Annotated in this window: 21 protein-coding genes; 8 read left to right on the top strand and 13 right to left on the bottom strand. The window is 55.8% G+C overall.

Annotation, left to right across the window (positions count from 1 at the left end; genetic code table 11):
- Nucleotides 1-159 precede the first annotated feature (159 nt).
- Nucleotides 160-336, top strand: coding sequence for a 50S ribosomal protein L33 (gene rpmG, locus SH678x_RS16245; protein ID WP_496919503.1), 177 nt, complete (start codon nt 160-162; stop codon nt 334-336).
- Nucleotides 337-433: 97 nt separating this feature from the next.
- Complete coding sequence (recJ, locus tag SH678x_RS16240) at nt 434-2,173, top strand: single-stranded-DNA-specific exonuclease RecJ (RefSeq protein WP_496919502.1); 1,740 nt, start codon at nt 434-436, stop codon at nt 2,171-2,173.
- A 37-nt stretch (nt 2,174-2,210) separates the two neighbouring features.
- On the opposite strand, the gene ilvE is transcribed toward recJ, so the two are convergent.
- The 4 genes from ilvE to lysS all read right to left on the bottom strand — a co-directional run bounded on the left by ilvE (nt 2,211) and on the right by lysS (nt 7,052).
- Nucleotides 2,211-3,068, bottom strand: coding sequence for a branched-chain-amino-acid transaminase (gene ilvE / locus SH678x_RS16235; RefSeq protein WP_496919501.1), 858 nt, complete (start codon nt 3,066-3,068; stop codon nt 2,211-2,213).
- Between the two features lie 92 nt (nt 3,069-3,160).
- The gene (locus SH678x_RS16230; protein ID WP_496919500.1) at nt 3,161-3,931 is read right to left on the bottom strand and encodes an ABC transporter ATP-binding protein; all 771 of its coding nucleotides are present in this window, start codon (nt 3,929-3,931) and stop codon (nt 3,161-3,163) included.
- Nucleotides 3,924-5,441 (bottom strand): ABC transporter permease, encoded by a 1,518-nt coding sequence (locus SH678x_RS16225; RefSeq protein WP_496919499.1) that lies wholly within the window; start codon nt 5,439-5,441, stop codon nt 3,924-3,926. Before SH678x_RS16225 ends, SH678x_RS16230 begins: the two co-directional genes overlap by 8 nt.
- Nucleotides 5,442-5,474: 33 nt before the next feature.
- The gene (lysS, locus tag SH678x_RS16220; RefSeq protein ID WP_496919498.1) at nt 5,475-7,052 is read right to left on the bottom strand and encodes a lysine--tRNA ligase; all 1,578 of its coding nucleotides are present in this window, start codon (nt 7,050-7,052) and stop codon (nt 5,475-5,477) included.
- Nucleotides 7,053-7,382: 330 nt separating this feature from the next.
- Here lysS and SH678x_RS16215 point away from each other — a divergent pair, with 330 nt between their 5' ends.
- A complete protein-coding gene (locus SH678x_RS16215) occupies nt 7,383-8,438 on the top strand; it encodes a substrate-binding domain-containing protein (protein ID WP_496919497.1) in 1,056 nt (351 codons plus the stop codon).
- On the opposite strand, the gene SH678x_RS16210 is transcribed toward SH678x_RS16215, so the two are convergent.
- Complete coding sequence (locus SH678x_RS16210) at nt 8,435-8,833, bottom strand: DNA polymerase ligase N-terminal domain-containing protein (RefSeq protein ID WP_496919496.1); 399 nt, start codon at nt 8,831-8,833, stop codon at nt 8,435-8,437. The two genes, SH678x_RS16215 and SH678x_RS16210, sit on opposite strands and share 4 nt — an antisense overlap.
- Before the next feature lie 40 nt (nt 8,834-8,873).
- Nucleotides 8,874-11,129, bottom strand: coding sequence for a COG1361 family protein (locus tag SH678x_RS16205; RefSeq protein ID WP_496919495.1), 2,256 nt, complete (start codon nt 11,127-11,129; stop codon nt 8,874-8,876).
- A 489-nt stretch (nt 11,130-11,618) separates the two neighbouring features.
- On the opposite strand from SH678x_RS16205, the gene SH678x_RS16200 reads away from it, so the two are divergent.
- Entirely contained in the window at nt 11,619-13,043 is a 1,425-nt protein-coding gene (locus SH678x_RS16200; protein WP_496919494.1) for a DUF1598 domain-containing protein, read from the top strand.
- Here the strand turns inward: SH678x_RS16200 and SH678x_RS16195 are convergent.
- From SH678x_RS16195 to SH678x_RS16180, 4 genes are read right to left on the bottom strand one after another with little or no spacing between them, the layout of a single operon-like run.
- On the bottom strand, nt 13,040-14,407 hold the full coding sequence (locus tag SH678x_RS16195) for a glycerate kinase type-2 family protein (RefSeq protein WP_496919493.1): 1,368 nt from the start codon (nt 14,405-14,407) through the stop codon (nt 13,040-13,042). The two genes, SH678x_RS16200 and SH678x_RS16195, sit on opposite strands and share 4 nt — an antisense overlap.
- Nucleotides 14,404-15,159, bottom strand: a complete 756-nt coding sequence (locus tag SH678x_RS16190; protein ID WP_496919492.1) for a hypothetical protein — start codon at nt 15,157-15,159, stop codon at nt 14,404-14,406. The genes SH678x_RS16195 and SH678x_RS16190 overlap by 4 nt, the downstream gene beginning before the upstream one ends.
- On the bottom strand, nt 15,117-15,662 hold the full coding sequence (locus SH678x_RS16185; protein WP_496919491.1) for a hypothetical protein: 546 nt from the start codon (nt 15,660-15,662) through the stop codon (nt 15,117-15,119). Before SH678x_RS16185 ends, SH678x_RS16190 begins: the two co-directional genes overlap by 43 nt.
- 35 nt (nt 15,663-15,697) lie before the next feature.
- Nucleotides 15,698-16,441 (bottom strand): hypothetical protein, encoded by a 744-nt coding sequence (locus SH678x_RS16180; protein WP_496919490.1) that lies wholly within the window; start codon nt 16,439-16,441, stop codon nt 15,698-15,700.
- A 104-nt stretch (nt 16,442-16,545) separates the two neighbouring features.
- Between SH678x_RS16180 and modA the strand changes: the two genes are divergently transcribed.
- Nucleotides 16,546-17,631 (top strand): molybdate ABC transporter substrate-binding protein, encoded by a 1,086-nt coding sequence (gene modA / locus SH678x_RS16175; RefSeq protein WP_496919489.1) that lies wholly within the window; start codon nt 16,546-16,548, stop codon nt 17,629-17,631.
- Here modA and SH678x_RS16170 read toward each other — a convergent pair whose 3' ends face one another.
- A complete protein-coding gene (locus SH678x_RS16170) occupies nt 17,632-20,244 on the bottom strand; it encodes a hypothetical protein (RefSeq protein WP_496919488.1) in 2,613 nt (870 codons plus the stop codon).
- Between the two features lie 456 nt (nt 20,245-20,700).
- Here SH678x_RS16170 and SH678x_RS16165 point away from each other — a divergent pair, with 456 nt between their 5' ends.
- The 3 genes from SH678x_RS16165 (at nt 20,701) to SH678x_RS16155 (ending at nt 22,654) form a co-directional block, all read left to right on the top strand.
- Nucleotides 20,701-20,988 (top strand): transcriptional regulator, encoded by a 288-nt coding sequence (locus tag SH678x_RS16165; protein ID WP_496919487.1) that lies wholly within the window; start codon nt 20,701-20,703, stop codon nt 20,986-20,988.
- 211 nt (nt 20,989-21,199) lie between these two features.
- Complete coding sequence (locus SH678x_RS16160; protein WP_496919486.1) at nt 21,200-22,243, top strand: serine/threonine protein kinase; 1,044 nt, start codon at nt 21,200-21,202, stop codon at nt 22,241-22,243.
- 69 nt (nt 22,244-22,312) lie between these two features.
- Nucleotides 22,313-22,654: a hypothetical protein gene (locus tag SH678x_RS16155; protein WP_496919485.1), complete on the top strand. Its 342-nt coding sequence runs from the start codon at nt 22,313-22,315 to the stop codon at nt 22,652-22,654.
- Here SH678x_RS16155 and rpiB read toward each other — a convergent pair.
- On the bottom strand, nt 22,651-23,109 hold the full coding sequence (gene rpiB, locus SH678x_RS16150) for a ribose 5-phosphate isomerase B (protein ID WP_496919484.1): 459 nt from the start codon (nt 23,107-23,109) through the stop codon (nt 22,651-22,653). The genes SH678x_RS16155 and rpiB overlap by 4 nt on opposite strands.
- 95 nt (nt 23,110-23,204) lie before the next feature.
- A complete protein-coding gene (locus SH678x_RS16145; RefSeq protein ID WP_496919483.1) occupies nt 23,205-24,329 on the bottom strand; it encodes an L-threonylcarbamoyladenylate synthase in 1,125 nt (374 codons plus the stop codon).
- Between the last annotated feature and the right edge of the window lie 154 nt (nt 24,330-24,483).

The raw sequence follows: 24,483 nt of genomic DNA, 5'->3' as shown, positions 1-24,483 counted from the left end.
TCTTTCATCGAGAATTTAAGTCTACGCCGTTAACTCAAAGGATTTCACCACTGGAAAAATCCACGCCAAAATCTTACAATCTGAAGTTTCGCATTGGCTTGACGCCCTCGACCTAGGGGAGCGGGTGTCGCATCCTGAAACGATTATTGAGCATTTAAGATGGCTAAGAAAACTGGCAAGCGCAAGAAAAAAGTGGAAACCGTCTTCCTCGTTTGCGAAGAAACGGGCGATTACAACTACACGATCCGCCGCAAATTGGGTGGCGAAAAGTTGAAGCTGAAGAAGTATTCGCCTCGTCTGCGACGGCATACCGTGCATAACGAAAAGAAGAAATAGGCTCGGGCTGTTAGAGTTAAAGGCTTGTCATCCTGCGTAGCCGCCTTAACTTAGCGATAATCACCGACAGATTTCCATCTTACAGGTTCACGGACGAATGCCCAAACGCTGGCGCATAGCGACTCATGATGCTCACGAGGTCGCGATGTTGGAACGCGCCGCGGGCATCCCCAATGTGGTTGCCAGGCTGCTGGTCACGCGTGGCATTACGGATCCCCAGCTCGCGCGACAGTTTGTCGATCCCAAACTTAACGGACTGCGCGAGCCGGCTGAACTTCCTGGCGCCACACGCGCCGCTGAGATTATCTACGCCGCTGTCGAGGCCAAGCAGCGGATCACGATCTACGGCGATTATGATGCCGACGGTATGACCGCTACGGCCATTTTGTTGCGCTGCTTGAAGCTACTCCACGCCGAGGTCGATTTCTACATTCCGCATCGGATCGAGGAAGGCTACAGTCTCAACGCCGAGGCCATCGAGAAAATTGCCGCACAAGGTACCAAGCTGGTCATCACCGTGGATTGCGGGGTGGCGAGCGTGGCCGAGGCCAAGCGGGCTCGTGACTTGGGGCTGACCCTTGTAATTACCGACCATCATCAGCTCGCCGCGGAATTGCCTCCTGCGGCGGCAATTGTGCATCCTGGTTTGCCACACGATCCGTATCCGTTCGCGGGCCTTTGTGGCGCGGCTGTGGCGTTCAAGGTCGCTTGGGCCATTTGCCAACAAGCCAGCAATGGCCAAAAGGTCACCGATCGACTGAAGAATTTTTTGCTGCAAGCCGTCGGACTCGCGGCTATTGGCACCGTGGCCGACGTAGTGCCGCTCGTTGATGAGAATCGTATCCTGGTGCGTTACGGTCTCGGCTGTTTGAGATCGCAGCCGACGGTGGGCATCGCCGCTTTGATGCGTTCCACCAAGCTGGACGAAAAACAACGGCTCGAATGCGACGATTTGGGTTATACGATTGGACCTCGACTGAATGCGGCGGGTCGTTTGGGGCAGGCGGAATTGGCGATCGAATTGCTAACCACCGAAAACCAGCAGCGTGCCGATACGATTGCCCAGTACATGGAAGAAATGAACGTGCAGCGTCAATCGATGGAACGCACCATGTCGCGTTCCGCCTTGAAGCAAGCTCGCGATTTTGGCGATCCCGAGCAAGCCACGGCGCTGGTGCTCGCGGATCACGAATGGCATCCGGGCGTGATCGGCATCGTAGCCGGTCGCCTTGCGGAGAAGTTCAATTGCCCGGTGGTGATGATTGCCAACGATCCATTGGGAATTAAACCTGGACTGGGATCAGCTCGAAGCATTCCGGGCTTTAATCTGCACGAAGCACTGGCTGAATGCGGCCACTTGCTAGAAAGCCATGGCGGCCATGCCGCGGCGGCTGGGCTCCGAGTGACGCCACAAAACCTGGCTGCTTTCCGCCAAGAGTTTTGCCGCATCGCCACCGAAAAGCTGTGCAATGCTGAGCGTTGTGTGGAATTGCAAGTCGACGCCGAGGCATCGCTGCAAATGCTCACCCGGCAAATTGTCGAACAGATCGAGAATCTCGCTCCCTTTGGTCACGGCAATTCCCGGCCACTCTTTTGTGCCAGCGACGTACGACTTTCCGGCGGATTGAAGCGGATGGGTTCCACCGGCAAACATCTCTCGATGATGTTCGATCAGTACGGAGTGAAAATGCGGGCCGTGGCCTTTGGTGGCGGCGACTGGGAAGAAGAACTCGCCCGCGTGGAAGGGCCGATGTCGATTGCGTTTCGCCCCGTGATTAATCATTTCCGCGGCCGCTCGTCGGTCGAAATTCACTTGGCCGACTGGCGCGTGGAATAACACCCGCATTTAGCCGGGTCATCCTGGCACGGGCAAATCACGACCGCGCGTACTTATGAAATCGCTCTTTCAAATCGAGCGTCACGGGTCCCGGCTTGCCAGTACCAATGGATCGATCATCCACTTTCACGACCGGGATCACTTCCGCGGCAGTCCCCGTGAGAAAACACTCATCGGCCACGTAAACATCGTGCTTGGTAAGTGCAATTTCTTTCACTTCGATGCCCGCGGCGATAGCAAGCTCAATCACCGCCTCGCGCGTGATACCCCCCAGGATGCCCGCATCATACGGAGGTGTGTAAATCACACCATCACGGACTAGGAAAATATTATCGCCCGTGCATTCGGCGACTTCGCCTTTATGGTTGAGCATCAAAGCTTCCACGCAGCCAGCCTTCAACCCTTCAAGTTTGGCGAGAATATTGTTGAGATAGTTGAGCGATTTGATCCGTGGACTGAGCGCTGCCGGATGATTGCGAATCGTGCTGGTCGTGATAATCTCCAGACCGTTTTCGTACATCTCTTTCGGATATAGCGCGATCGCATCAGCGATGATAATGATTTGAGGGTTACTACAACGGTTGGGGTCGAGTCCCAGCGTTCCCGCCCCTCGAGTTACGACCGCTCGGATGTAGCAATCAGTCAGATTGTTTTTCTTGACCGTGTCATTGATCGCTTCGCACATCTCTGTTTGCGACAGGGGGATCTCGAGGCAAATCGCGTGAGCCGATTCGTACAACCTACGCACGTGCTGCTCCAGATGAAAGACCTTGCCGCTGTAGCTCCGCAGACCTTCAAACACACCATCGCCATAGAGCAATCCATGGTCGAACACACTGATTTTGGCGTCTTCCGAGGCAAAGTACTTGCCATTGATATAGATTTGTCGCGACATAATTTCTCTTTATTGAATGTTCACGCAGAGGCGCGGAGAACGCAGGGCCATCGCGTGAAAAAGTGACCGTGAGCGGTCGGTTAAGGTTCACGCTAAGCCCGCTGGATTCGGCCCTCGACGAGCCGCACAATCCGATCGGCCTGCTCGGCGATCCAAGGATCGTGCGTCACCATGACTATAGTGAGCTTCTCCCGTTGGTTCAACTCACGCAGAATCTCCATAATTTGCTCGCCCGTCGAGCGGTCCAAATTCCCCGTCGGTTCGTCGGCCAGCAGCACCTTGGGATGGGAAAGCAGGGCCCGGGCAATTGCCGTACGCTGCATCTCGCCGCCGGAGAGTTCGCGTGGCTTGTGCTTGGCGCGGGCGCTGATACCAACCCTCTCCAACAATTCTTCAGCACGTCGCCGATACGAGCCACGCCGCGCCCAATAGCCAAGCACTCCCTCGGCAATCAGGGCTGATGCCAGAACATTTTCCAGTGCGGTCAATTCGGGCAGCAAATGATAGAACTGAAAGATCATGCCAAAGTGCTTGTTGCGAAGGAGATCGCGGCTGGCACTCGGCAGATTATCGATCCGGTGACCTTCGAAATGAACTTCGCCCGCATCGGGTTTATCGAGCGTTCCCAACAAATGCAGCAGCGTGCTTTTGCCGCAGCCACTGGAACCGACTATCGCCAGGAACTCTCCTTCATAAATCGAAAGATCGATTCCCTGGAGCACGGGAATGCCAAACGAGCCTTTTTGGTAACTCTTGAACAATCCACGCGTAGCGAGTTGCACGGGGGATGTCTCCGGCTGCAGGGCAAGCGCAGAACTTCCTGCGACGCGCGGTCCGGCAAAGGGATTGTGAATGTTACTCATAACGCAAGGCCCTCACCGGATGAAGGTTGGCGGCACGCCGCGCGGGAAGCACACTGGCCAAAACGGCAATCGCGATTGCTCCCAAGCAGATCCACATGACGGTGAACGGCTCGACAATCGTAGGAATCTTGTAAAAGTAATACACCGACGGATCGAAAACAGGTTGGCCTGTAATACGGCCTAACAAGTCGGCGATCTCGTTGATATTGGCCACAAAGAGCAGGCCCAGGATCATACCCACTCCCGAGCCGACAATCCCCAGGCTCAGTCCGTAGCCGAGGAAAATTCCCATCACACCGCTGCCCGAGGCCCCGAGTGATTTGAGGATGCCGATGTCGCGGGTTTTTTCGACGACGATCATGTAAAAGATCGCGAGTATGCCAAACCCCGCGACGGCAATGATCATGAACAGTAGAACGTTGAGCACGGCCGTTTCCATATTGACCGCAGCCAACAAGGGGCCTTGCTTATCCCGCCAGGTGCTTACCATATACAACTGCGCCGGAAATTCGTTTCGCAATTTGTCGCGAATCGCCTCGGCATTGGCCCCAGGCTGCAATTTAATCTGAATCGAGGTGAATTTGCCGATGCCTGTCTCGGGATCGATCATCCCCCGGCTTCTCTGTAATTCTCGCAAAGGAACGAACACGAAACTCGCGTCGTATTCGCTCATCTTACTCTCGTAGAAGTCGACAATCGTATAAAACTCGCTGATGGCTTCAGGAGGAAGTGAGGCTTTGGGGAAGCTCACCCGCACGTCATCGCCGGGGAGCGCGACAAAATGGTCGCTCCCGTCAGCGGCACGGAAACCGCACACGCCGATGCCCAGCACAACCCCCACGTGTTGCTCCGTGGCCATGTCGAAATCACGCCCCTGTGGTTCTTCACCGTTGGGATCTTGTTGTGCAAAGGGGTTCGCAGATTGATCGGTTGTGGGGCTCGTGGAAACCAATTCGCGCTGCTTTTTGAGCATCGCTTTTTGCTGCCGGTAGTTCCAACCGGCTTGCTCCATCTGCACGCGCGGTTTTTGCTCGCTCTGGTCAGGAACTTGGTGGTCGTAGACGTCGTACCCGTTGTTCCGTAAAGCAAATTCAAGATGCTCGCGGTTCTCAGGGTGCTGCAGATACTGGCCGAAGGCACTCACAGTAGAATAGGTTTTCTCGTCGATGCCAACGAGTGTGATTTGCCGTGTCAGCAGCTGCTGATTGATATCAATATACATCAGCGCGGGGACATGAACCGTCGGCGACATCCCGATGATATCGTCACCAGCCACTTCGCGAATCTTGCGCATGTGGGCTTCGGCGTCGGCCACGCCATCCATGGAATGGCTCTCAAAGATGAGATCACCCAGCATGCCGTTGATGCGTGCTTGCATCTCGTGAGTGAAGCCCGCCATGACGCTGTTGACCACAATCATCGTGGCGACGCCGAGCATGACGCTCACAATGCAAACGAGCGCAATGTAACGCGTGCGTAGATAACGCCAGCAGAGCAGTAGTTTGTACATAACCCATCCTTGGGCGAGAGTACGATAAAAAACTTATTTAGCTTCCGGTCTTAGCAGCGGGAACAAAATCACGTCGCGGATCGTTTGCGTGTTTGTGAGCAACATCACCAACCGATCTATTCCAATTCCCAGACCGCCCGCGGGGGGCATCCCGTGCCGTAGTGCCCGCACAAAATCCGTATCCATCTTGGCCATGGAATCTTCTTCGCTCATGCCTGCCAGTTGTGTCCGGAATAATTCTTCCTGCAAATCCGGATCATTGAGCTCTGTGTAGGCATTCGCCACTTCCATGCCGTGGATAAACAGCTCAAAACGCTCAGCAATTGCTGGATTGTCACGCTTCCGCTTAGTAAGCGGGCAAATGCTTGCCGGATAATCCATGACAAAGATCGGGCCCATCAGCGCGTCTTCGACTTTTTCCTCGAACACGTCGCTCTTAATCACATCCGGGTGCCGGCCTTCAGTCTCGATATGCAGCGACTTCGCCAAGGCCGCGATCGCCCGTTCGTCGGCAGCGTTAATGCCGGTTGCTTCTTCAAACAACTCGGCATACGTCCGGCGCTGGAAAGGTGGCGTAAAATCAATCTCCAGCTCACCCCATTGCAGCTTGTTGGGCTGCCCCGTGGCCTTGATCGCATTGCAAATGCATTGCTCGGTAAGATCCATCATTGCCCGGTAGTCGCCGTAGGCTTGATAAACTTCGAGCATCGTGAATTCAGGATTGTGCTTGGGGCTGATCCCTTCATTGCGATACACTCGGCCCAATTCATACACGCGTTCGATGCCACCGACCATCAATCGCTTGAGATGCAATTCCAACGCGATTCGCAACGTAAGATCGATATCAAGTGTATTGTGATGCGTCATAAAGGGCCGTGCCGCGGCACCGCCAGCGATGGAATGCAGCGTCGGGCCTTCGACTTCGACAAAACCTTGCCCATTGAGCGTTTCACGAATCGAACGCACAATCTTGGTGCGATTGAGGAATCGCTCTAACACGCCTTCAGTGTAGGTGAGGTCCAAGTAGCGCTGCCGTTGGCGGAGTTCAACGTCTTGGAGTCCGCCATGCTTGTCGGGGGGCGTTTCGATGCTCTTAGTAAGAAAGTAAACCCGTTCCGCCGCAATCGACAACTCGCCCGTGTTCGAGCGAACCAACTCACCATCAACGCCAATGATGTCGCCCAGGTCCAGCAGTTCGACGATCTTCCAATCGTCGCCCACTTGTTGCTGCCCGACCATCAATTGCAACTGTCCGGTCATGTCGCGAATATCGATGAAGTGCAGCTTCCCCTTGTCGCGATGCAGTACAATTCGTCCTGCCGCGCGCAGCCGCGGACCTACGATCTTCCCTTTGCCTTGGTCCGCCTTCCATTGGCGGAAATTGAAGTCGGGCCCGGCCGAATCGAAGTCTGGGAGCGCCAGGCTCGTGCCATCTTCGAGTTCATATCTAATTGTGCCCGCCTGCGAGCGAATCTCACCAATCGGCAAACGATCATCGAATCGGCCCCCCCAAGGATCGATCCCCAACGCAACAAGCTTGGCCATTTTCTCGCGGCGGACGGCTTCGAGCGTGGAGGGTGAGGCGGGTTGATCTTCGGCGGGTTCGTTCATCAATACGGTCATCAAATCGGTCTGCGCGCAGGGAAATCCATGGATTCGTTAAGAGAGGTAAAATTCTAGTGGATAGGAAAAGCTGGTCAACGCCAGCCCTTTGTTAGGACCCATTCAGACTGATAGCGGTTCTATTTTACCTGATTTCAGCCTTAGTTCTGCTATCTCACCAACCTGCATCCTCGCCAATTGCATACGTCATCTCGCCACGCTATAAGGAAGTGGTACAGGCGAAGGGCAAGCACTTTTCTGGATCTTTTCGATTGATCGCGGCATCCGGTGGAGCAAATACTTCACGTGATAGCTGCCTTTTCTGGGCGGAGGTGGGCCGTGTCTGGTGATTCGACCAAGCTGTGGGTATTGGGTGTCATTGCTATCGTCGGGGCGCTTGCGTACCGCGCCACCGTGTTTCGCGCGAACCCTGTTGATCCGCCAGCGCGAGTCCTGTTCATCTCCGGCGGCGAAAGCCCCTATTGGCAGGCTTCGATAGCCGGTGCCAAGGCCGCCGCGGAGGCCCATAACGTCAATCTCAAGGTCGAGATTCCCACGAAGACTGAAGATCTCGACGCCCAGATGATGTTGCTGCGCAAACTCGACCCCAACAAATATGATGGCGTTGCCTTGAGCCCGCTCGATCCCGAACGGCAAACGCATCAACTCAACGACATCGCACGAGAATTCAAGGTCGTCACTTACGATTCGGATGCCCCCCTGTCGGAGCGGCATAACCACGTGGGGACCAGCAACTTTTCGGCCGGTAGGTCCTGTGCTCGTCTCGTGAGCGAGGCATTGCCCGAGGGGGGCAAAGTTGCGGTCATCATGGCCAACAACACGAAAGCCAACATGATCGAACGCCGCGGCGGCTTTGCGGAACGAATCGGGCAACTCACGAAAGACACCGAACAGGGCAGTAAGACGCCCCGCTATGTCGTGGTCGGATACTTTGAAGATAATGGTAACGACGAAACGTGTGCCCAAGTGACTCGTGACATCCTTGCTCAAGAACCCGAATTGGGTTGCATCTTAGCGCTCAATGCTTATCAAGCGCCCGTGCTGCTCAAAGTGCTGAACGAAATGGGAAAGCTCGATCAGATCAAGCTCGTCACTTTTGACGCGGTCGATGAAACGTTGCAGGGGATCGAAGAGGGCCACATTTACGCCACGATAGCTCAAGACCCCTACAATTATGGGTTTGAAGCGGTCAGCATGTTGGCCGACTTGTGCCGCGGTGAAGAAACGAGCATGCCGATCGTCGGTCGCGGCTCGGTTTACAGCGGTGTCGAAGCGATCAAGCAAGAAAATCTCGCTGCTTACCGCAAGCGTTTAGAAGCTCGCCAAGCCAGGGCAGACCGCAAAGAGTCCAAGAAGCAGGCCAAAGCAGGTTAGCCCAGAATTGTCAGCTGCCAAAGGCCCATTTGACTCGTTTCAGCCAAATCGACCGTCGTTTGCAGCTTTTCTGTTGTCAGCCGCACGACGATGCGTTGCGCCGTGCTTTCGAGCAGTTGATACTCGCCACTCATTTCGCGTGACACGTTTCCACGGTCATTGGTGAGCGGGCCTTCGTAATCGAGATAGGCTAAGCGATGATCGGCGAGTCGCATGGCAGAAACGATTGTATTGGGTGAACTCTTAGTTTGCGGCAAAATTGCTTTCCACGCGGTAGGAAGTTCGCGCAGCTCCCAGGTCCACAGGACTTCACCAGCTTCAAGCATGAAATCCCAATGGCTTGGTTTCTCGTAACCGGGCGGGCATTCGTGATAGAGCAATACAAAGCGTGGCATGCCTTCGTTCGTAGGCGATTCGCCCAACTGACGCAAGCGGTTAGAACCCCACAATTTCGACTTGCTCAGTTTTCTGAACCCCTTGGGGGCTTTTGCTGCTTACGGCTTCGGCTACCACGTTGACAATTCCCGCCCGCAGCACCGACGTGGTCACCGTAAAGCTGAGCCGTTCGTTGGACCGAATCATCGCCACAGGATTGAACCGCAGTTCATTCCCCACGAGTTGTGCTGCCACGGTGGATTGCAGAGTTGCCATGTCAGGCACAAGCTCCGGCGGGAAGATCACGCGGAGCTGAATCTCCTCGTCGGGCGTTGCCGACCCGTTTTCAAGAAAGAACTGGTAAGTCGCTCGACTGCCGACAATCGGTTTCTTGTTGTAAGGCGAAATCGAAAGGCGCAGTCCCGTGGGATTCGCTCCGGCGGGGGGCACAACATCGGTTGGCCCACCCACGCCCGGTGCGCGGCTTTCCAAAATTTCGATGCAATGTTCGTCTGCGCTAGGAATGACCCCCACTCCAGGTCCGCCTTCTGCTGTAACCGAAGCCAAGCTGCACGCTCGTTGCTTTGGTGCCTGGCAAGTGCAATCCACTTCAATGCGCTTCGTTTCGCCCACATTCAGGACGGGCAATCGCCAAAGGAAGCGCGATCGGTTGTCAGCATTGCGAATCACTTCATAACCTTGTGTGCGTGGTTTGGCCAACAAAGCAGAATCGTATTCATCCAAAACTTCCACGTTCGTGAGCGGGACTTCACCCGTATTCTTGACCGACAAAGTAAACAGCGTGGTTTCGCCCACGGTGCTTTGCCGAGGCCCGTCTTTGCGAACTTCCATGCCGGCCTGCTTACCAAGTTCCGCCTGGGGAACATTGATGCACGCCCGCTTCGCAGTCTCGGCACCTTCTGCACTGCGCACCGTCAGATCGTGACAGAGATTGCCGGCTCGGGTGATTGTGAAGGTGATGAACTCCTTGTGGGATTGCCCGGGTGCGAGGGTCGTCGATATGCCCTTTTCAATTTTCTGCGTGCTCAGGTTATCACTGGGGTGCTTGAAACCTGCATCAAACTGGTCGGTGATCGTTAACCCCGTGGCGGGAGCGTCTCCCGTGTTACGAATAATCACTTCAAAACGGGCTTCGCCGCCGATTTGGCCCGTCTCGTTGCCGATGATTTCAACATCTAGCCCTTGTCGGGCCGGCCCGCTGGGTTGTGGCTGAGTGGGGGCGGGTGTGACCGGAGCCGGGGTGATCGGTGCCGGTGTTTGTGTGCTGCCGGGAATGGGCGAAGTCGGGATCGTCCCCAAATTATCGGCCGGTGGCAGATAGCTGTTTCCGCCGTCCCAATTGATCGTCGTCGAACTGTTCGCCACGATCAGCCGTGGCATGTCGCCAATGGGCAGTTCCGCCGGGCGCACCAATTGAAGTCCAATCCGCGTGATCGATCCCGTGCCGCCCGTGGGCATGACGTCGACGCTCGCCCGGCCATCCGTGCCGGTCACCACCTCCAAAATTTGCCCTGAACTTCCGCCGGTTAGAGACCCCGAATTGTCCGACACCTCGTAACGCACAATCCAACCCGCGAGTGGCGTGCCATCGCTTTGCCGCCGCACAACGGTACTCAAGATTTGCGAGGAACTGCTGGAAATCACCGCGGGAGGAAATTCCCACTGCACGTCGACCCAATAAATCACTGCGTTCGCGCGCCGTTGTGGCCAGCCTTCTACGATCGGAGCAACGGCAGTGACATGGGTCGTGCCTTCAACCGGCGAGGTGACACTCGCCCAGGCATGTCCCGGTTCGATTTTTACATCGTCGCTCTTGTCAGGCGTGCCTCGATCAATCGTGTGCGCGTGTTTCGCCGTGTAGCTGATGCCGTATTGATTATCGATTTTCTTGCCTTGGTTCCAAGGCAGAACCGCTGTGGCGAACAATCCTCGTCCACTTAGCGAAACCAATTCTCCAGCGCTTTCGCGGGCCAATAGCCATTCGATTTTTTGGCACGTCACCAAATAATTCTGATCCGTGCAAATCCCGGACTTCAAAATCACTTCCGACCCAACCGGCGCGAGTACGCGTTGGGGCGTAATCGTGAGTGTTTCGGGCGGGACTGGTGAAGCCGGAACCGCGACGCTGGGAGAACCCGGTGCTCCAGCAGTTGGAACCACAGGCTGCGGGAATATAGGATCGGTGAGGACCGGAGCTACCGTTTGATTGCCCGAGGCCAGCACCGGGTTGGCCGCTTGTCGGTTTGGCCAGACGAAACAGCGTTCCCCGGAAGGGTCGATCCGTGGCAAAGACATGCAGCCACCGCTCACCAATGCGCACAGAGCGAGCGCAAGGAGAATTGTCGAGCGTCTTGTTGGCAGACCGCACATGCAAAGGCCGTTAGGTTTGTTACGCACCGCGAACCGGCCGAGATTGTTCCGGTCGGCGCGCAGATTGACACACTGTTAAAACTTAACGCCTGGGCGAAATCGTGTTGCCGGAAAGCAACATCCCCGTTGACTTTAGTCAACATTGCAGGGCCAGTTTGGCGGTTCCACGGGACGCACCGGTATGGTGAAATATGCCGAATTCACCGGAAGATAGCGTGGAAATGGTGGTAAGCCTGTTTGGTGGGCAAAAGCTGCTGGAATGACCGCATTTCCTTGCTTCCCCGTGAGAACCGAATTACCATGAAGGTTGGCCCGATTTGCCTGATCTACCTGTTTTACACAGGTAGGACGACTGGGCATAATGTGCGGTCCTTTGTCGGAACAGACTCTTTGGCAGTTCAGTTTGAGGTCACTATGCGGTCGTTGATCAATTCCTTGCGACTCAATTCCTTCTACTCTTTGTTGCTGGCGTTTTGCTTCGTCCACACTCTCAGCCTATCTCTCGTGAATGCACAAGATGATGGCGGCGGCGATGATGGCGAAGATGATCTCATCGCTGCAGGCGTGGCCGTGGATGCCGACGGCGTATTGCGCCGTCTGACTAAGAACGATACCCAGGGGGAACTCGCTCGAGAGCGTGCTGCCCAGGCTTTGGCAGCATTGGATGCCGAAATTGCCGAACCTAGCCCTCTGCGAAAGGTTTCGCTCACGCGGCTGGCCAAGCTGATTGAAAAATCAATCGCCGAAGGTCATGGACCTGACGAAGCGATGAAGCATCTCGCGGGCCTCACGCGCATCAAGTACGCGTTCTACTACCCTGAAACCAAAGACATCGTTATTGCTGGTCCGGCCGAAGGTTGGATGGAAGATCTGGCGGGAAGGCCCGTCGGCATTAAATCAGGAAAACCAGTATTGGAATTGCAGGATATGGTCGTCGCAATGCGCACCTTCCCACCGCAAAAGCAATCCAAGCCGGTAGTCTATTGCTCGATTGATGCAACCGATGAAGGCCTCGCGCGGATGCAGCAGTTTTTGAGCCAGGTTGGCACGAACTTTCAGGGTGGTATCGACGAACAATTTATCGTCGAGGGGTTACGTGAAAGTTTGGGACTGCAAGTGATTACCGTTGGTGGTGTTCCTGCCACCACGCATTTCGCGCAAGTGATGGTCGAAGCCGACTATCGCATGAAACTTATTGGTATCGGCTTGGAGCAACCTGCAGCCAACATTCGCAGCTATATCTCTTTGGCGAACTTCGCCTCGATGGCCCGCAACGCGATGGTGCGTTGGTGGTTTGTGCCCGATTATCAGCGAATCAAAGTTTCAGAAGACGGCCTCGCCGCGGAATTTGTGGGTAATGGCGTCAAGCTCGTTGGTGAAGATGAAGTGGTTGCTAAGGACGGTTCACGCAGTCAATCTGGCAGCCAGAACCGAGCCAGCCAAAAATTCACCCAAAACTTCACCGCCAAGTATGGCCAACTCGCCGATCGTGACCCGGTCTATGCTCAACTGCGCAACTGTATCGACATGCTCGTCGTCGCCGCCTTGATTCAAAAGAACGATTTCTACGGTCAGGCTGGCTGGAATCTCTCGGTATTGGGTGATGAGAAAACTTACCCTGTCGAAACCTACAATGCCCCCAAGCAAGTCGCTTCGGCGGTGAACAGCATCTGGAAGGGCTCGCGGTTGGCGACTCCCGTGGGTGGCGGCGTACAGGTTCGCGCCAACGACGTGTTGAAGACCGACAACGTACTCGCTGACGAAAAGGGCGAAGTCGATGCGGCTCGCAAATCGGTTTCGATTGCGGACCTTCCAGCCGACAAGTGGTGGTGGGATTAATCGCTGTCAGTTGATTGGCTCACTGTCACTACGCGCAGATCGCATACATTCGTGTGCGTTGGGCCCGTCTTGATGAGGCCATTCACTTTATCGAAAAAGTGATACCCGTCATTGCGGGCAAGATAACGATCTGTGTCGAGTTGCTGCTCTTGAGCCAGTCGGGCAATCTGTTCATCCACAATGGCCCCTGCCGCATCGGTCGGGCCATCCTCGCCATCGGTTCCACCCGACACGAGCGCGACGCCTTGCCAGACATTGAGCTGTGTTAACGCGGCCAGCGCGAGCTGCTGATTACGCCCTCCCAACCCTCGTTCGTCTGATTCGCACAACTTAACCGTCGGTTCTCCTCCCGAAATCAAGCAATCGGGCCCCGCAGTGGTTCGCATCGACTTGGCCATCTTAACCAAATGAGCCGCCACATCTTCCGCGGCCCCTTCGGGCTGAGGAGCGGAAATCATCGCATGGCTGTAGCCAAGCCGTTCGGCTTCAATCCCCGCCGCGTCGACCGCTGTGGCGTTGTTGCCGATCACAATATTTGTCACCTGCGGTAGGTCCTTCACTGACGCTCGCTGGCCGCGTTCCTGTAGGCCTCGCAAAACTCCCAGTGCGGTCTGTCCGGCTGAGTGATCCTGCAAATCAAAATCTTCTAGAACTTGAATCGCCAACTCCGGTGTTGCATCCCTCATGACAGTCGGTCCGGAAGCAATCACGGAAATGTCATCCCCCAGCACGTCGGAGAGAATCAAGGAAACGAGATACCCCCCACGACAAGCCCGTGCCAGGCCGCCGCCTTTCACTTTGCTCAATTCGCGGCGGACGATATTGAGTTGTTGAATGTTTCCACCCCGAGCAGCGATCTCGCGCGTGAGTGCAATCTTGTCCGCCAGGGATAACCCATCCACGGGGGCTGGCAGCAAGGCCGATCCGCCCCCTGAGATCAGACAGATGCACAGATCGCGCGGACCCAAGCCTTGCACAAGCCGCAAGATTTCCTGCGTCCCGGCGACTCCCTCCTCGGTGGGTTCATTGATCCCGGCCGGCCTCCCAGCGTGCAGTTGGATGGCATGAGTGGCCTCCAGGCAATCGGCAGGCACGTTGACCCAACCCGTGACCTGCTTTTGTTCGATCACCTCAATGCCAAGTGCGTTTTCGAGAGCGATTGTCATGCTCGCCCCCGCCTTACCGGCACCAACGACCACGATCCGTTCAATCGTGCGCAAGTTGAACTCTTCGTCGCCGATTTGTAGGATGTCTCCCTCGACGGTGACGAAATGGGGAATAAGATTGGCAGGGCGAACAGCTTCCACGCCGGCTCGCCAAATTTGCAGTGCATCGCGCCGCAATGTTTGTCTGTCGCGTTTCACAGCACACGTTCCACTAACCAGTCGGTGCCCGGACATGTCGCCGGGGAGACGAACAGCACAACTTTGCCGTGACGATAGTTTGGACGAAGCCGTTTGCCAAGCGCCACCGCGCCATTCGTGACGAGTTCCTGGCTTTGGAGATTGCGGACTTCATCGACGCCAAACTCCTGCAGACGATTCACCGGATAGACGCCCGAGATATCGAAGTGATCGGTCGCAGCTTTGCCCAGGTAGATCACGCGGCCATCATCACCGGTCGCCATCAACCCCGTCGCGGCCAACGCGCCAATCACTCCATCATTCGTGCCGCCCAAACCGCTGAGCCAGATCGAATGCTCCTTGGCCAACTCACGTGCATTGGCTTGCGTCACCAAATCCTTCTGACAACGGCGTCCAAAGTCGACGACTTCCGCCGGCACTTTCCCAGTCACCAAACACAAACCGGGATCGCTCCCCGCGGGGCACCACGCCAACATGAGTTGCTCAATAGCCGTTTCCAACTCAGCGGCGTCTGCCGCTTCAGCACTTTCAAAGGCAATCGCCACACAACCATTGCGCCGAGTACACGGCACGCGAGGATCGACAAGCAATTGGTGACGTGTGATAAGTTTGGCTCGCCAGCGATGGGCAAGTTGTTGAACCAAGTGCCGGGCGAGCTGATTCGTGCCGGGGGCGTCGAGAACGTCAGTATCATCGATGCCGACGGTAATCACGGCAATTTCTCGTAACTGCGGCAACAGGGCAGACCACACAACAGTCCCGCCGCGAGCCCGCACAAAGCAAACGACCAAAACGCGCCGTAGGCCACATGCTGAAAGTTCAGTGGATGCCAGCCATCGGCGAATAACCAAGCCACTCCCCAGCGGGTGACAAAAGCGAGCATGTTGGCCACAAGGCCCGCGAATGCATATCGCAGCAGCAAGTGGAGGCCCTTCGAAACCGAGCGTCGCGACCAGTCCATCGCCGGCCCGAGTGCCAACAGCGACACAAGTGCAGCGGTTTGCAAATGCCCAATACCGAGAACTAAAAACAATGCTGCAGTCGCCAACGCACTAACTCCCGCAATAGCTCCTGACCAAGGTCGCCGCACGGAGGCCAGCCCGCACGCCAGGGGCAGCGCTGCCTTGAGAATCGCATGCCCCGGCACGCGAATCGGCATCGACACGCACGCGACCAGCGTCGTGGCAGCCACTCCCGCAAGAAACAGAACGGTAAAATCTCTCACGCGACCGATATCGGTGGATCGATCTGTCACCCAGATTGAATTTGTCGCGCGTGACATACGTGTGATCAACGAAAGCGTGCAGTGAACGGCCGAACCACGAAGAGTAGCATACCAAATCCGCATAACAGACCGGAAGCCGGTTCGGGAACTTCGCTGGCACTGAGAATCAACACCGGTCGTCCCGCCGGGGTGCCAAAATTGCGGGAATTGAATAGTGCCGCCACGCCGCTATCACCAGCGCTCAACCGAATGCTCGTTAAACTTCCCGCCAGGGCGTCGCTCTTGAGCCCAACCGAGAGTGATAGCGAATAGGTATTTGTACCGGAAGTTGCTCCGCTGAACGCAAACGAGCCAAGGCTTTCATCGGCTCCCGAAAGAAAAGATGGCAGCGAATCGAATGTGATTCCCTCGGTGCTTGAGAGCGCGGGAGTTCCATTCCCTTCAACCCAGGTGTCGTTTTGCATCCAACTGGCGAGCACTTGCCCCGCTGCGGCGGAATTAAAGAGTGGATTACCCGGGTTAGTGGAAGTGAGCTGCAATGTCACCCCGTCGAGCGCCCAATTGCCGCTGCCGTAGGCGGTATCGAAACTCACCTTCGCTGCCGAAAGGTCGAACTTCAACAGCGACTGAAACTCGCCCTTGGGCAGCCCAATCGCCGCGGCACCGAGCGCACCCGCACCGCCATAGTTGTTAGCCGGATTGACTGAAGTCACAAGCGCATCTTCAATTGGCACTGCATTAAAAGTCGCGGCAAAACTTGGTATGGCGACTAGCAGGCCAGTTAAAATGAAGACGATTCGAGCTGACATAGGGAATTCCTGGGTGCGTAAACGGCGAGCCAACTACTCGTTATGTTATTATGTTTATAGCGGTCTATTTTAGGTGAAGTCAATTTCGTGTCAAACAGCGCCGTATGTCCAAGCAGCATCAAACCGCCGATTTTTGCCGGAAATGGAACAAGGATTGGGGCGTCGGTATTCGCGTTTCCATCGAAAACCAGGGCCATTCAGTTCTGAACGAGGTGACCGCTGATCTGTTGGTTGCGATCGACCGGACTCGCAGCATCAGTGCCGCTGCCCGCGCGCTGTCATTTTCGTATCGTCACGCTTGGTTGCTCATCCAGCAGGCCAACGAGCACGCGGGCGAACCACTCATTGAAACGGCCATCGGCGGCGAGGGTGGTGGCGGATCGCAATTAACGGATTACGGCCACGCGGCATTGGACGTCTATCGGCAAATCCAAGCCAAGCTGCGCACCGCGGCGGCACAATCGTTGCCCCATGTTTTGAGCAACGTCACCAGCGAGAAAACAGTGCTGCATCTCGGAGCCGCGATCAGCTTGCAAGAAGTTGTGGCTCAGATCGTCAGCGAATATGCGATCGTGCGCCCCACCGTTTCCGTGCGCACGATCTTCGGTGCTTCCAACGAACTGGCCGAACAAATCGAGAACGGCGGTTTAGTCGATCTCTTTATTTCAGCAGGCAAGGATCCTGTGGATCGCGTGAATAAGGCGGGGCTCATTCGCCGTGGATCACGCTGCATCGTGGCCAGCAACGGCTTGGCCATCGTGACGACTGCCGGCTCTTCCATCAAAATCAGTAAAGCCAACGACCTAAAGAAACTCAAAGATATCACGCTTGTCGTAGCCGATCCACAGTGCCCTCTGGGACGATACACGCATCAATTCTTGCAAAGCGAAAAACTGAACGACACGCTGAAACCGATGCTTCGCACGGTCGGGAATTCGCGAGCCGTGATCGCCGCTCTTAACGCGGGAACCGCCAAAGTAGGTATCATCTTTAGTAGCGACATCAGCAACGCAACAGGTTTGAAGGTGCTGTTGGAACTGCCGGCAAAGGGCGTAAACGCCAACTACGAAACCGCCGCACTTTCAAACACCGTTAACCTGGCAGAAACACAACGCCTGCTCGACTTCCTGAAATCTGAAAAAGCGATCAACTGTTTCCGTCGCTGCGGATTTGTCGTTATCAAGAAATGATCACTGTCGCGGGATGGCACTCGGCTGATTGGCCACCGTGCCCGCCGGGGTAAGTTTTCGCACCCGCAGATCGTCCACTTGAGCTTTCCCCAATCCCGAGAGCGCAATCGACACCACCATTTGCGTGTCCGAACCAACGGCGCGCAGGATGCGAAACGAACGCCACGAGGGAGAGTGCGTGATGCGAGTTGCCATACCAGGTCCGCCGAGCGAATCGATAATCTGCAAGCCATCAACCGTGCCAATGAGTTCCTCGGGAACGCGGGCGAGACCTGTGATCTCGACCAGATCCCCCGTTTTCACAGGGATTCCCTGTGTGCTGATCCAAACGGGAGAAGTTGGCACAACGGACATCGGCGCATTGACGTCGAGATTGCGAGCTTCAAGTTCCAAGCAATATGCCCCTTCGTGAGGTGTTTCGGGGCTCAGTCGCACGGCGGAAGCTATCCCTGCGAGCGGTAGCTGCTGATGCCGCCAGCCCGATTGCAGGAGGCCATTCAAGTCTTCGAAATTGCCTCCTGCGAGCAGTTCGGCACTAGCCGTGGCCGTCGACAGTAGATTCGCCAATTTGCGTTCTTCGAATAATGTGGCCGTGCTGAACCCCAATGGTGTCACCATAGTGATCGGAACCCCTGGCCGGCTTCGTAGCACGTATTCCGCCTGCGCGAGCACCTGTTCGATGGTGTCGGCTCGGTCGTAAGCCAACTCGTGATAACCGCTCGCCAAATTACGATCGCAAGCCGCGAGCTCTTGAATCGAACGGCCAATCAGCGTCCGAAACGCATCAATGCTCTCCGTGCGCTCGGGGCTATCAGCGATAAGTTGTTCCAACTGCTGAAGCTGATGCGCCACGACGTCGCGATGTAGGCGAGCCGCGCGGCCAGAGATTTGGCGCAAGTACCGCGAAACCCGTGTGAAAGCCTGGGGGTCGCTCGTGAGCATGATCAAGCCGTCCACCGGCAGCGATTCGGTCGAGACTCTTAAGCCTCCCGTGGTGCGTTCATGCCGCAAGCGTTTAGCACCCGCTAGTGTCAACATATAAACGTCGGTCGATTCCGCCACACCGGGCACAACAAAAGAGACCGGACGATTCACATACAACGACTGTTGCGATTGAAAGTTACGCGACCAAGCCACAGGCATGAGCAGGTGGCTACGCTCGGCTTGAAAGACCATCGCCGAGAGTCCCGGCTCGGAGCTATGAGCCACGCCAGCCACTTTGCCAGTAGCCAGCCAAGGGGTGAGCAATTGCAATCTCAAATTGATCAATTCCAAATTTCGTGCACGTTGTTGCGAGGCTGGGTTTTTTCCCATGAGCGAAGATTCGGAGCTGAAAACAAAGTCTCGGCTCTTCACGCTCATAGCGGCTGCAGTCAATGCAGTGAGCTGCTCATGGGACGCATGGAGCGGCAGCGGATCGGTAATACCGCAGAGTGCGGTCACTTGTTGGGCGCGTGCCGGGCCGAACTCGGTTTCAATTGTGACCCACAATGGTGTCCCGGGCCGGGCAATACGTTGCCGCTGACCCAACCACGTTACATAATCGCGAAGCGTGAGGTCGGTCCCCAGGATCTCTCGCCCGAGCAACAGAGCGTCAGCGGTTCGGCTCACGTCGCGAGAAAGTTGTTCGCAGGTCATCACCGTCGAACGCGATTCCACAGACTCATAGTGCTGAATTTGCCGTTGCAAGCGAGCCACCTGTTCGAGGTCTTCGCGTGCCAGCATCGCCCCAAGATCCCAGGCCATTACGGGATTCCATTTCGGTGGAATCCCTTCCCGATCGAGTTGTTCCAAACTCGGTGGCGGGCAAATCAGTGAAACACCCGTTTTTACAGCTTCCGCGAGGTCTTGGTCTGTTGGTTGGCGTGATAGCCATATCGTGTTAAAACCCAAACGAGCCAGGAAGTCAAAAGACTCACCTTGCCAACGGATGATTCGGTGGATGGCAGCCTTATCGATCGCTGGTGGTGGTACAGGGGTAGAGGCTCTCAAAGCGGCAGGAGTGGATTCGCTGGGCATTCCCGGCAGAACGGGGCCTTCAAAGAGTTGCTCGGTTTCCGACGTGGCCATTTGCACGGCTGGATCGACTATGCCGTTCTTTAAGACCCCAAAAAACTCGACACGATCAACCGCTAGCGTTGTTGTTCCATAACCACCGGGAACAAGAAAGACAATTTGCGAAATGTATGCTTCGCGGATGTCAATCGATGCGGTGGTCTGCAGCCGCGCGACCCGCGCATGGCGTTCCAAGAGTTTGGGCAAGTCCTTAAGCACAATTTTTTCGCTGGCAAGCCCGCGGCTGATGTTGCTTCCCCGGAGCAATAATTCGTAAGGCCGCCTTGTCAGTGGATCCTGACTGCGCGGCAAGACGGCGCGAACGGCCACTTGCACCCCTGGGCGGTCGCAATGAATGACAGTCGACATCCACAACTCGTTGATCACCGGCGCGTTGGGAATGGAGAACTCCAGTTCTGCGCTTTCACCCGCAGGGCCTTGGAGACGAATGAGCTCTGCACCGCGTTGATGATCAATTGATTGGTCTAAGATTTTGAAGTTCTGCTCTATGGGCATCTTGAGCATCGCTTGAACGCCATCCATCTCATCACGAAACATGGGCTCGATCGCGCACGCGGGTCCGGCGAGAACTATGAAAGCGATGAGCAGCGCTGTCCAACGAAAAAAACTCGCGAGACGAATCCCGCTAGATTGCGAAAATAGTCGCCGTGCTCGTTGCATTCGTATAGAATCCGTGTGGAGAGGCCGCCGTCCCCTGCCGACCGACTCCGGTTCTTGCGGGGTGACAGATGTTGAGGGAAATCAACATCACCAAGATGGTTACGAAATCGCTGTAAGTCGAGCTTGTATCAGGAGTTCAGTTCATCCGCCAGTTCACTCCATGGCGGGAATTCAACATCTCGACTCTCCGGGTTAGGCAAGCTGCCAGTCCGTTGCGTATTCGTAAGTCGTTTTATTACAATCGTTTACGTGAACAGAACGATGAGTTCCCCTCGGTTTGGTACGCCCTCTGCTTTACGGCGTGTCAGACCTCACTCATCTTGGAGACTCGACATGAGCAGCATGCAAAACTCTTCTGTGGCCACCATGGACAGCATTCCCGCTGATCTGCAACGTCTGGCCGAATCGATCCACACCCTGTCCCCCGAGATCGCATCGCAATTGGCGCCGCTCGTCGACGCCGTCGTGGAAAGCACTCGCCGTCGCCGTCGGATTCTGACACTCGTTCAAGATGCCCTCGGGCAACTTCGCTTGGACATGAAATATCTGATGTTCGATCTCGAAGCGACCCGCCGGGAACGCGACGAATATCGCACAAAGCTTGAAGAGTTCGAGAGTTAAGCAGATTTCCAACCGACGCTTTCCCTGGTAGAATAGCTGGAGATTGGCGAGCAGCGTGGACTTGGGCGAGAGCATCTCTAAGTGCGGGACTACGGGAATTCCCGGGTTATCTCAAGTGTCGGGCAATATGCCAATTTCGGATCCCAGGCACGCCGGAACTGCGGGGATTTTATTTGGCCTGATTTGAATTTGATGTGGACGAGCATGCGCTATGGTCACTGAACTGACTGCCGAACAATTGGCGCAGCGTGCCCTTGACGTCAACATCGTGTCTGAAGATGAAATGCGTGGCGTGTGGGGTGAGGTAGGCACGCATAACACCGACTACAATCAGTTCAAGCAGATACTCGTCCGTCGTGGGTTGCTGACCAATTTTCAGCTCGAACGGCTTGAACAAGGCTATCGCACAGGATTCGTCTACGGTGACTACAAGATTTTGTATCTCGTGGGGGCCGGCACTTTCGCCCGCGTCTATCGAGCGGCTCATCGGTTCACCAACGAATTGTTCGCAATCAAGGTCCTCCGCAAGAGTAAGAGCGACGACCCCGCCGAGGCGGACCTCTTCCGTCGCGAAGGGGAGTTGGGCATGCAGCTCAAGCACCCCAACATCGTGGCCATCCACGAAGTTTTCACCAAAGGCAAAGTTCACTACATCGTGATGGACTTCGTCGAAGGTCATAACTTGCGAGACTTCTTCAAAGTCCGCGGCAAATTCGAACCTCTCGAAGCGGCCCGTATTACCGAAGGCATTGTGGGGGGGCTTGCTTACGCCTTTCAAAAAGGGATTACCCATCGCGACCTAAAGATGTCCAACGTAATTGTTTCAAGCGATGGCGTGGCCAAGCTAGTCGATTTTGGTCTGGCCTCAGCAGGTGGGGAAGATGGCGAAGGCGTCAACCCGCGGACAATCGATTACGCCGGCCTCGAGCGCGCGACCAATGTCCGTAAGGACGACATGCGCAGCGACATCTTCTTTGCCGGGTGCATTTTCTACCAGCTAATGTGCGGTCAGGCTCCTATGTCCGAAAATCGCGATCGGACCAAGCGCTTGGACAAATCCCGTTTTCAGAATATCAAGTCGATTACCGAAATTGATCCCCATTTGCCTTTGGCTCTCGTGCGGGTCGTCAACAAGGCGATGGAACTCGATCCCGAGCGGCGCTATCAATCTCCGGCCGAAATGCTGGCCGATTTGAAACTTGCCGCCAAGCGGGTCAAGGAAAACCGCGATTTGCCGACTCAGGCGACAGATTAGGGACCGCTCGAAGGCCACGATGTCAACGGCGAACCTCGCAAGCTGATGGTGGTCGAGTCTGATACCAAGATGCAAAATTTGCTCCGCGATCTCTTCAAAAAATATGGTTATCGCGTGTTGCTCACCAGCGACCCTGACCGATTATTTCAGCGATTCTATGAAAACAGCAAAACCGCAGATGCGGTGCTGCTCAGCTCAGGGCACATCGGCTCGAGTGCCGTTGACGCCTTCAACCGTTTTGCTGAAGAGGCCTCCACTAAAAGCACACCGGTTGTTTTATTGCTGGGCGATCAACAGGCGGCATGGAAAGATCGAGCTAAACCAGACCAAAGCCGTGTCGTTTTGCAAATGCCAGTGAAGTCCAAGGAACTCCGTCAGGCGATTTTGCAAATCCTACCCACCAATAGTTAGCTCTTCTCGCCTTTGATGCCCTTTTCGATTTCGTGAATCTTTTCCACGCGCCGTGAGTGGCGACCGCCTTCAAACTCGGTGTCGATCCACACTTCCACCATCCGCTCAACGCTGCGTGGGCTAAGCATATCGGCCGAGAGACACAGCACATTGAGATCGTTGTGACGGCGGCTGATTTCGGCGGTGACTTCGTCGGTGATGGGGGCCGCCCGAACGTTCGGGAATTTATTGGCCGTGATCGCCATGCCGATTCCCGTGCCGCAGATCAAGATGCCGCGTTCGGCCTTGTTCTCACTCACCTTGCGAGCCACCAGCGCAGCAAAGTCAGGATAGTCGACCGACTCGGTGACCGACGTCCCCACATCTTCGACTTCGTGTCCTTTGGTTTGCAGGATCGAAGTCAGCTTTTCTTTCAGGTGGTATCCCCGGTGGTCGCTACCGATAGCGATGCGCATCTCAAAACCTTTCGCAGCGTTTCAAACTAACCAGTTTGCCTTGTTTGTCGTCTGAAGTCCTGGGGACATCAGTATCAAGTCTAGTACCAATTTTTTTACGTGAAATCAACGGTCTCAAGTCGTTGCCGCAGCGCCTGTTCAACCTCGTTGGCGCATTGGCGGTACAGTTCTTTTGAGCCGCCGATCGGATCGTCAATATCTCCGCCATCGACTCGCAACGTAAACGTTCGGTTCGAGGCTTCAGGCCAGCGACGCAAAATCGCGTGGCGGTGTCCCCCGGTCATCGTAAAAATCATGTCCGCATGACGAACCATCTTATCCGTTAGGGGTTGTGATTCGTGCTTCGTAATATCAAGTCCCCGCTCTTGGAGGACTTCGACCGCTTCCATGGCCGCTGTACACCCGGGCACGGCAGCCACGCCAGCCGAGGCCACAATCACGCCCCGCTGCTCAAGTTCATCGATCGAGCAGCCGAGCTTGTCAGCCACGAGTTTTTTCAACAGCATCTCGCCCATCGGGCTCCGGCAGGTATTGCCCGTGCAAACTAGCAACATAATCATGGCGGAAAGTCGGTCCAAAGCACTTTTCCCTACGACCCCTTCTCGAAGGCAATTGTATTCGTTTCCCGACACGCGAACCACCGTCGAGGGCTGGCCATAGCGGCAAGGGCCGTCGTTGAGCACTAATGCCACATGGTCGCGCAGGTGTTTTACGGCCTCCTCAGCGGTTGTGGCGTCCGGTTCGCCGGAGCGGTTGGCGCTGGTCAGCGCGATCGGGCCCGACAGCATGCTCAGCACGTCGTGAACGATGCTGTGAGCTGGCACCCGCAAGCCCACGGTTCCCTGGGGCGAGACCGCCTGCTGAACCGTCGCCGGCAAACGCCTCAGCAAACTATCTTCATTCTGATTGTCCACCACCAAAGTCACGGGGCCCGGCCAGCACCGCCGGGCAAATCGCTCGGCCAGTTTGCCGGGCCGCGGCGCATAGTCGAGCGCTTCTTCCGCACTTTTTATTGCAAGTGCCAACGGAACGTCGAGGGATCGCCCTTTGGCCTCGTAAATTCGTTCGATTCCCGCGGCGCTGCGAGCACTCGCTCCCAGCCCGTAAACGGTTTCCGTGGGAAAGATCACCAACTTGCCTTCGGCCAAAGTCTGAACCGCGCGATGCACGACATCGCGAGTATCTTCAGTTTGGCGTAGGTCGATAACAATCGGCGGCATAGGCAGTAGGCCGAAAACCAAAACGTAATGAACAGGTAACTCTCGGCGAGTTAAAAAACGCTTCCATGTGCCCGCCGGCAGAGGAGATCATTCATCTGGCCCATTCATCTGGCCAAGTTCGCGGCGGCAGATAAAGTGATTGCAGAACCCCACC

Source organism: Bythopirellula superficialaquae, assembly GCF_059632245.1.
This window is presented reverse-complemented; position numbering and strand designations above follow the sequence as displayed.

What these genes read in the sequence shown, in the direction of transcription:
- rpmG (WP_496919503.1), top strand. Translation starts at nt 160, where the DNA reads ATGGCTAAGAAAACTGGCAAGCGCAAGAAAAAAGTGGAAACCGTCTTC.
- recJ (WP_496919502.1), top strand. Translation starts at nt 434, where the DNA reads ATGCCCAAACGCTGGCGCATAGCGACTCATGATGCTCACGAGGTCGCG.
- ilvE (WP_496919501.1), bottom strand. Translation starts at nt 3,068, where the DNA reads ATGTCGCGACAAATCTATATCAATGGCAAGTACTTTGCCTCGGAAGAC.
- SH678x_RS16230 (WP_496919500.1), bottom strand. Translation starts at nt 3,931, where the DNA reads ATGAGTAACATTCACAATCCCTTTGCCGGACCGCGCGTCGCAGGAAGT.
- SH678x_RS16225 (WP_496919499.1), bottom strand. Translation starts at nt 5,441, where the DNA reads ATGTACAAACTACTGCTCTGCTGGCGTTATCTACGCACGCGTTACATT.
- lysS (WP_496919498.1), bottom strand. Translation starts at nt 7,052, where the DNA reads ATGAACGAACCCGCCGAAGATCAACCCGCCTCACCCTCCACGCTCGAA.
- SH678x_RS16210 (WP_496919496.1), bottom strand. Translation starts at nt 8,833, where the DNA reads ATGCCACGCTTTGTATTGCTCTATCACGAATGCCCGCCCGGTTACGAG.
- SH678x_RS16205 (WP_496919495.1), bottom strand. Translation starts at nt 11,129, where the DNA reads ATGTCTTTGCCACGGATCGACCCTTCCGGGGAACGCTGTTTCGTCTGG.
- SH678x_RS16200 (WP_496919494.1), top strand. Translation starts at nt 11,619, where the DNA reads ATGCGGTCGTTGATCAATTCCTTGCGACTCAATTCCTTCTACTCTTTG.
- SH678x_RS16180 (WP_496919490.1), bottom strand. Translation starts at nt 16,441, where the DNA reads ATGTCAGCTCGAATCGTCTTCATTTTAACTGGCCTGCTAGTCGCCATA.
- modA (WP_496919489.1), top strand. Translation starts at nt 16,546, where the DNA reads ATGTCCAAGCAGCATCAAACCGCCGATTTTTGCCGGAAATGGAACAAG.
- SH678x_RS16170 (WP_496919488.1), bottom strand. Translation starts at nt 20,244, where the DNA reads ATGTTTCGTGATGAGATGGATGGCGTTCAAGCGATGCTCAAGATGCCC.
- SH678x_RS16165 (WP_496919487.1), top strand. Translation starts at nt 20,701, where the DNA reads ATGAGCAGCATGCAAAACTCTTCTGTGGCCACCATGGACAGCATTCCC.
- SH678x_RS16160 (WP_496919486.1), top strand. Translation starts at nt 21,200, where the DNA reads ATGGTCACTGAACTGACTGCCGAACAATTGGCGCAGCGTGCCCTTGAC.
- SH678x_RS16155 (WP_496919485.1), top strand. Translation starts at nt 22,313, where the DNA reads ATGCAAAATTTGCTCCGCGATCTCTTCAAAAAATATGGTTATCGCGTG.
- rpiB (WP_496919484.1), bottom strand. Translation starts at nt 23,109, where the DNA reads ATGCGCATCGCTATCGGTAGCGACCACCGGGGATACCACCTGAAAGAA.
- SH678x_RS16145 (WP_496919483.1), bottom strand. Translation starts at nt 24,329, where the DNA reads ATGCCGCCGATTGTTATCGACCTACGCCAAACTGAAGATACTCGCGAT.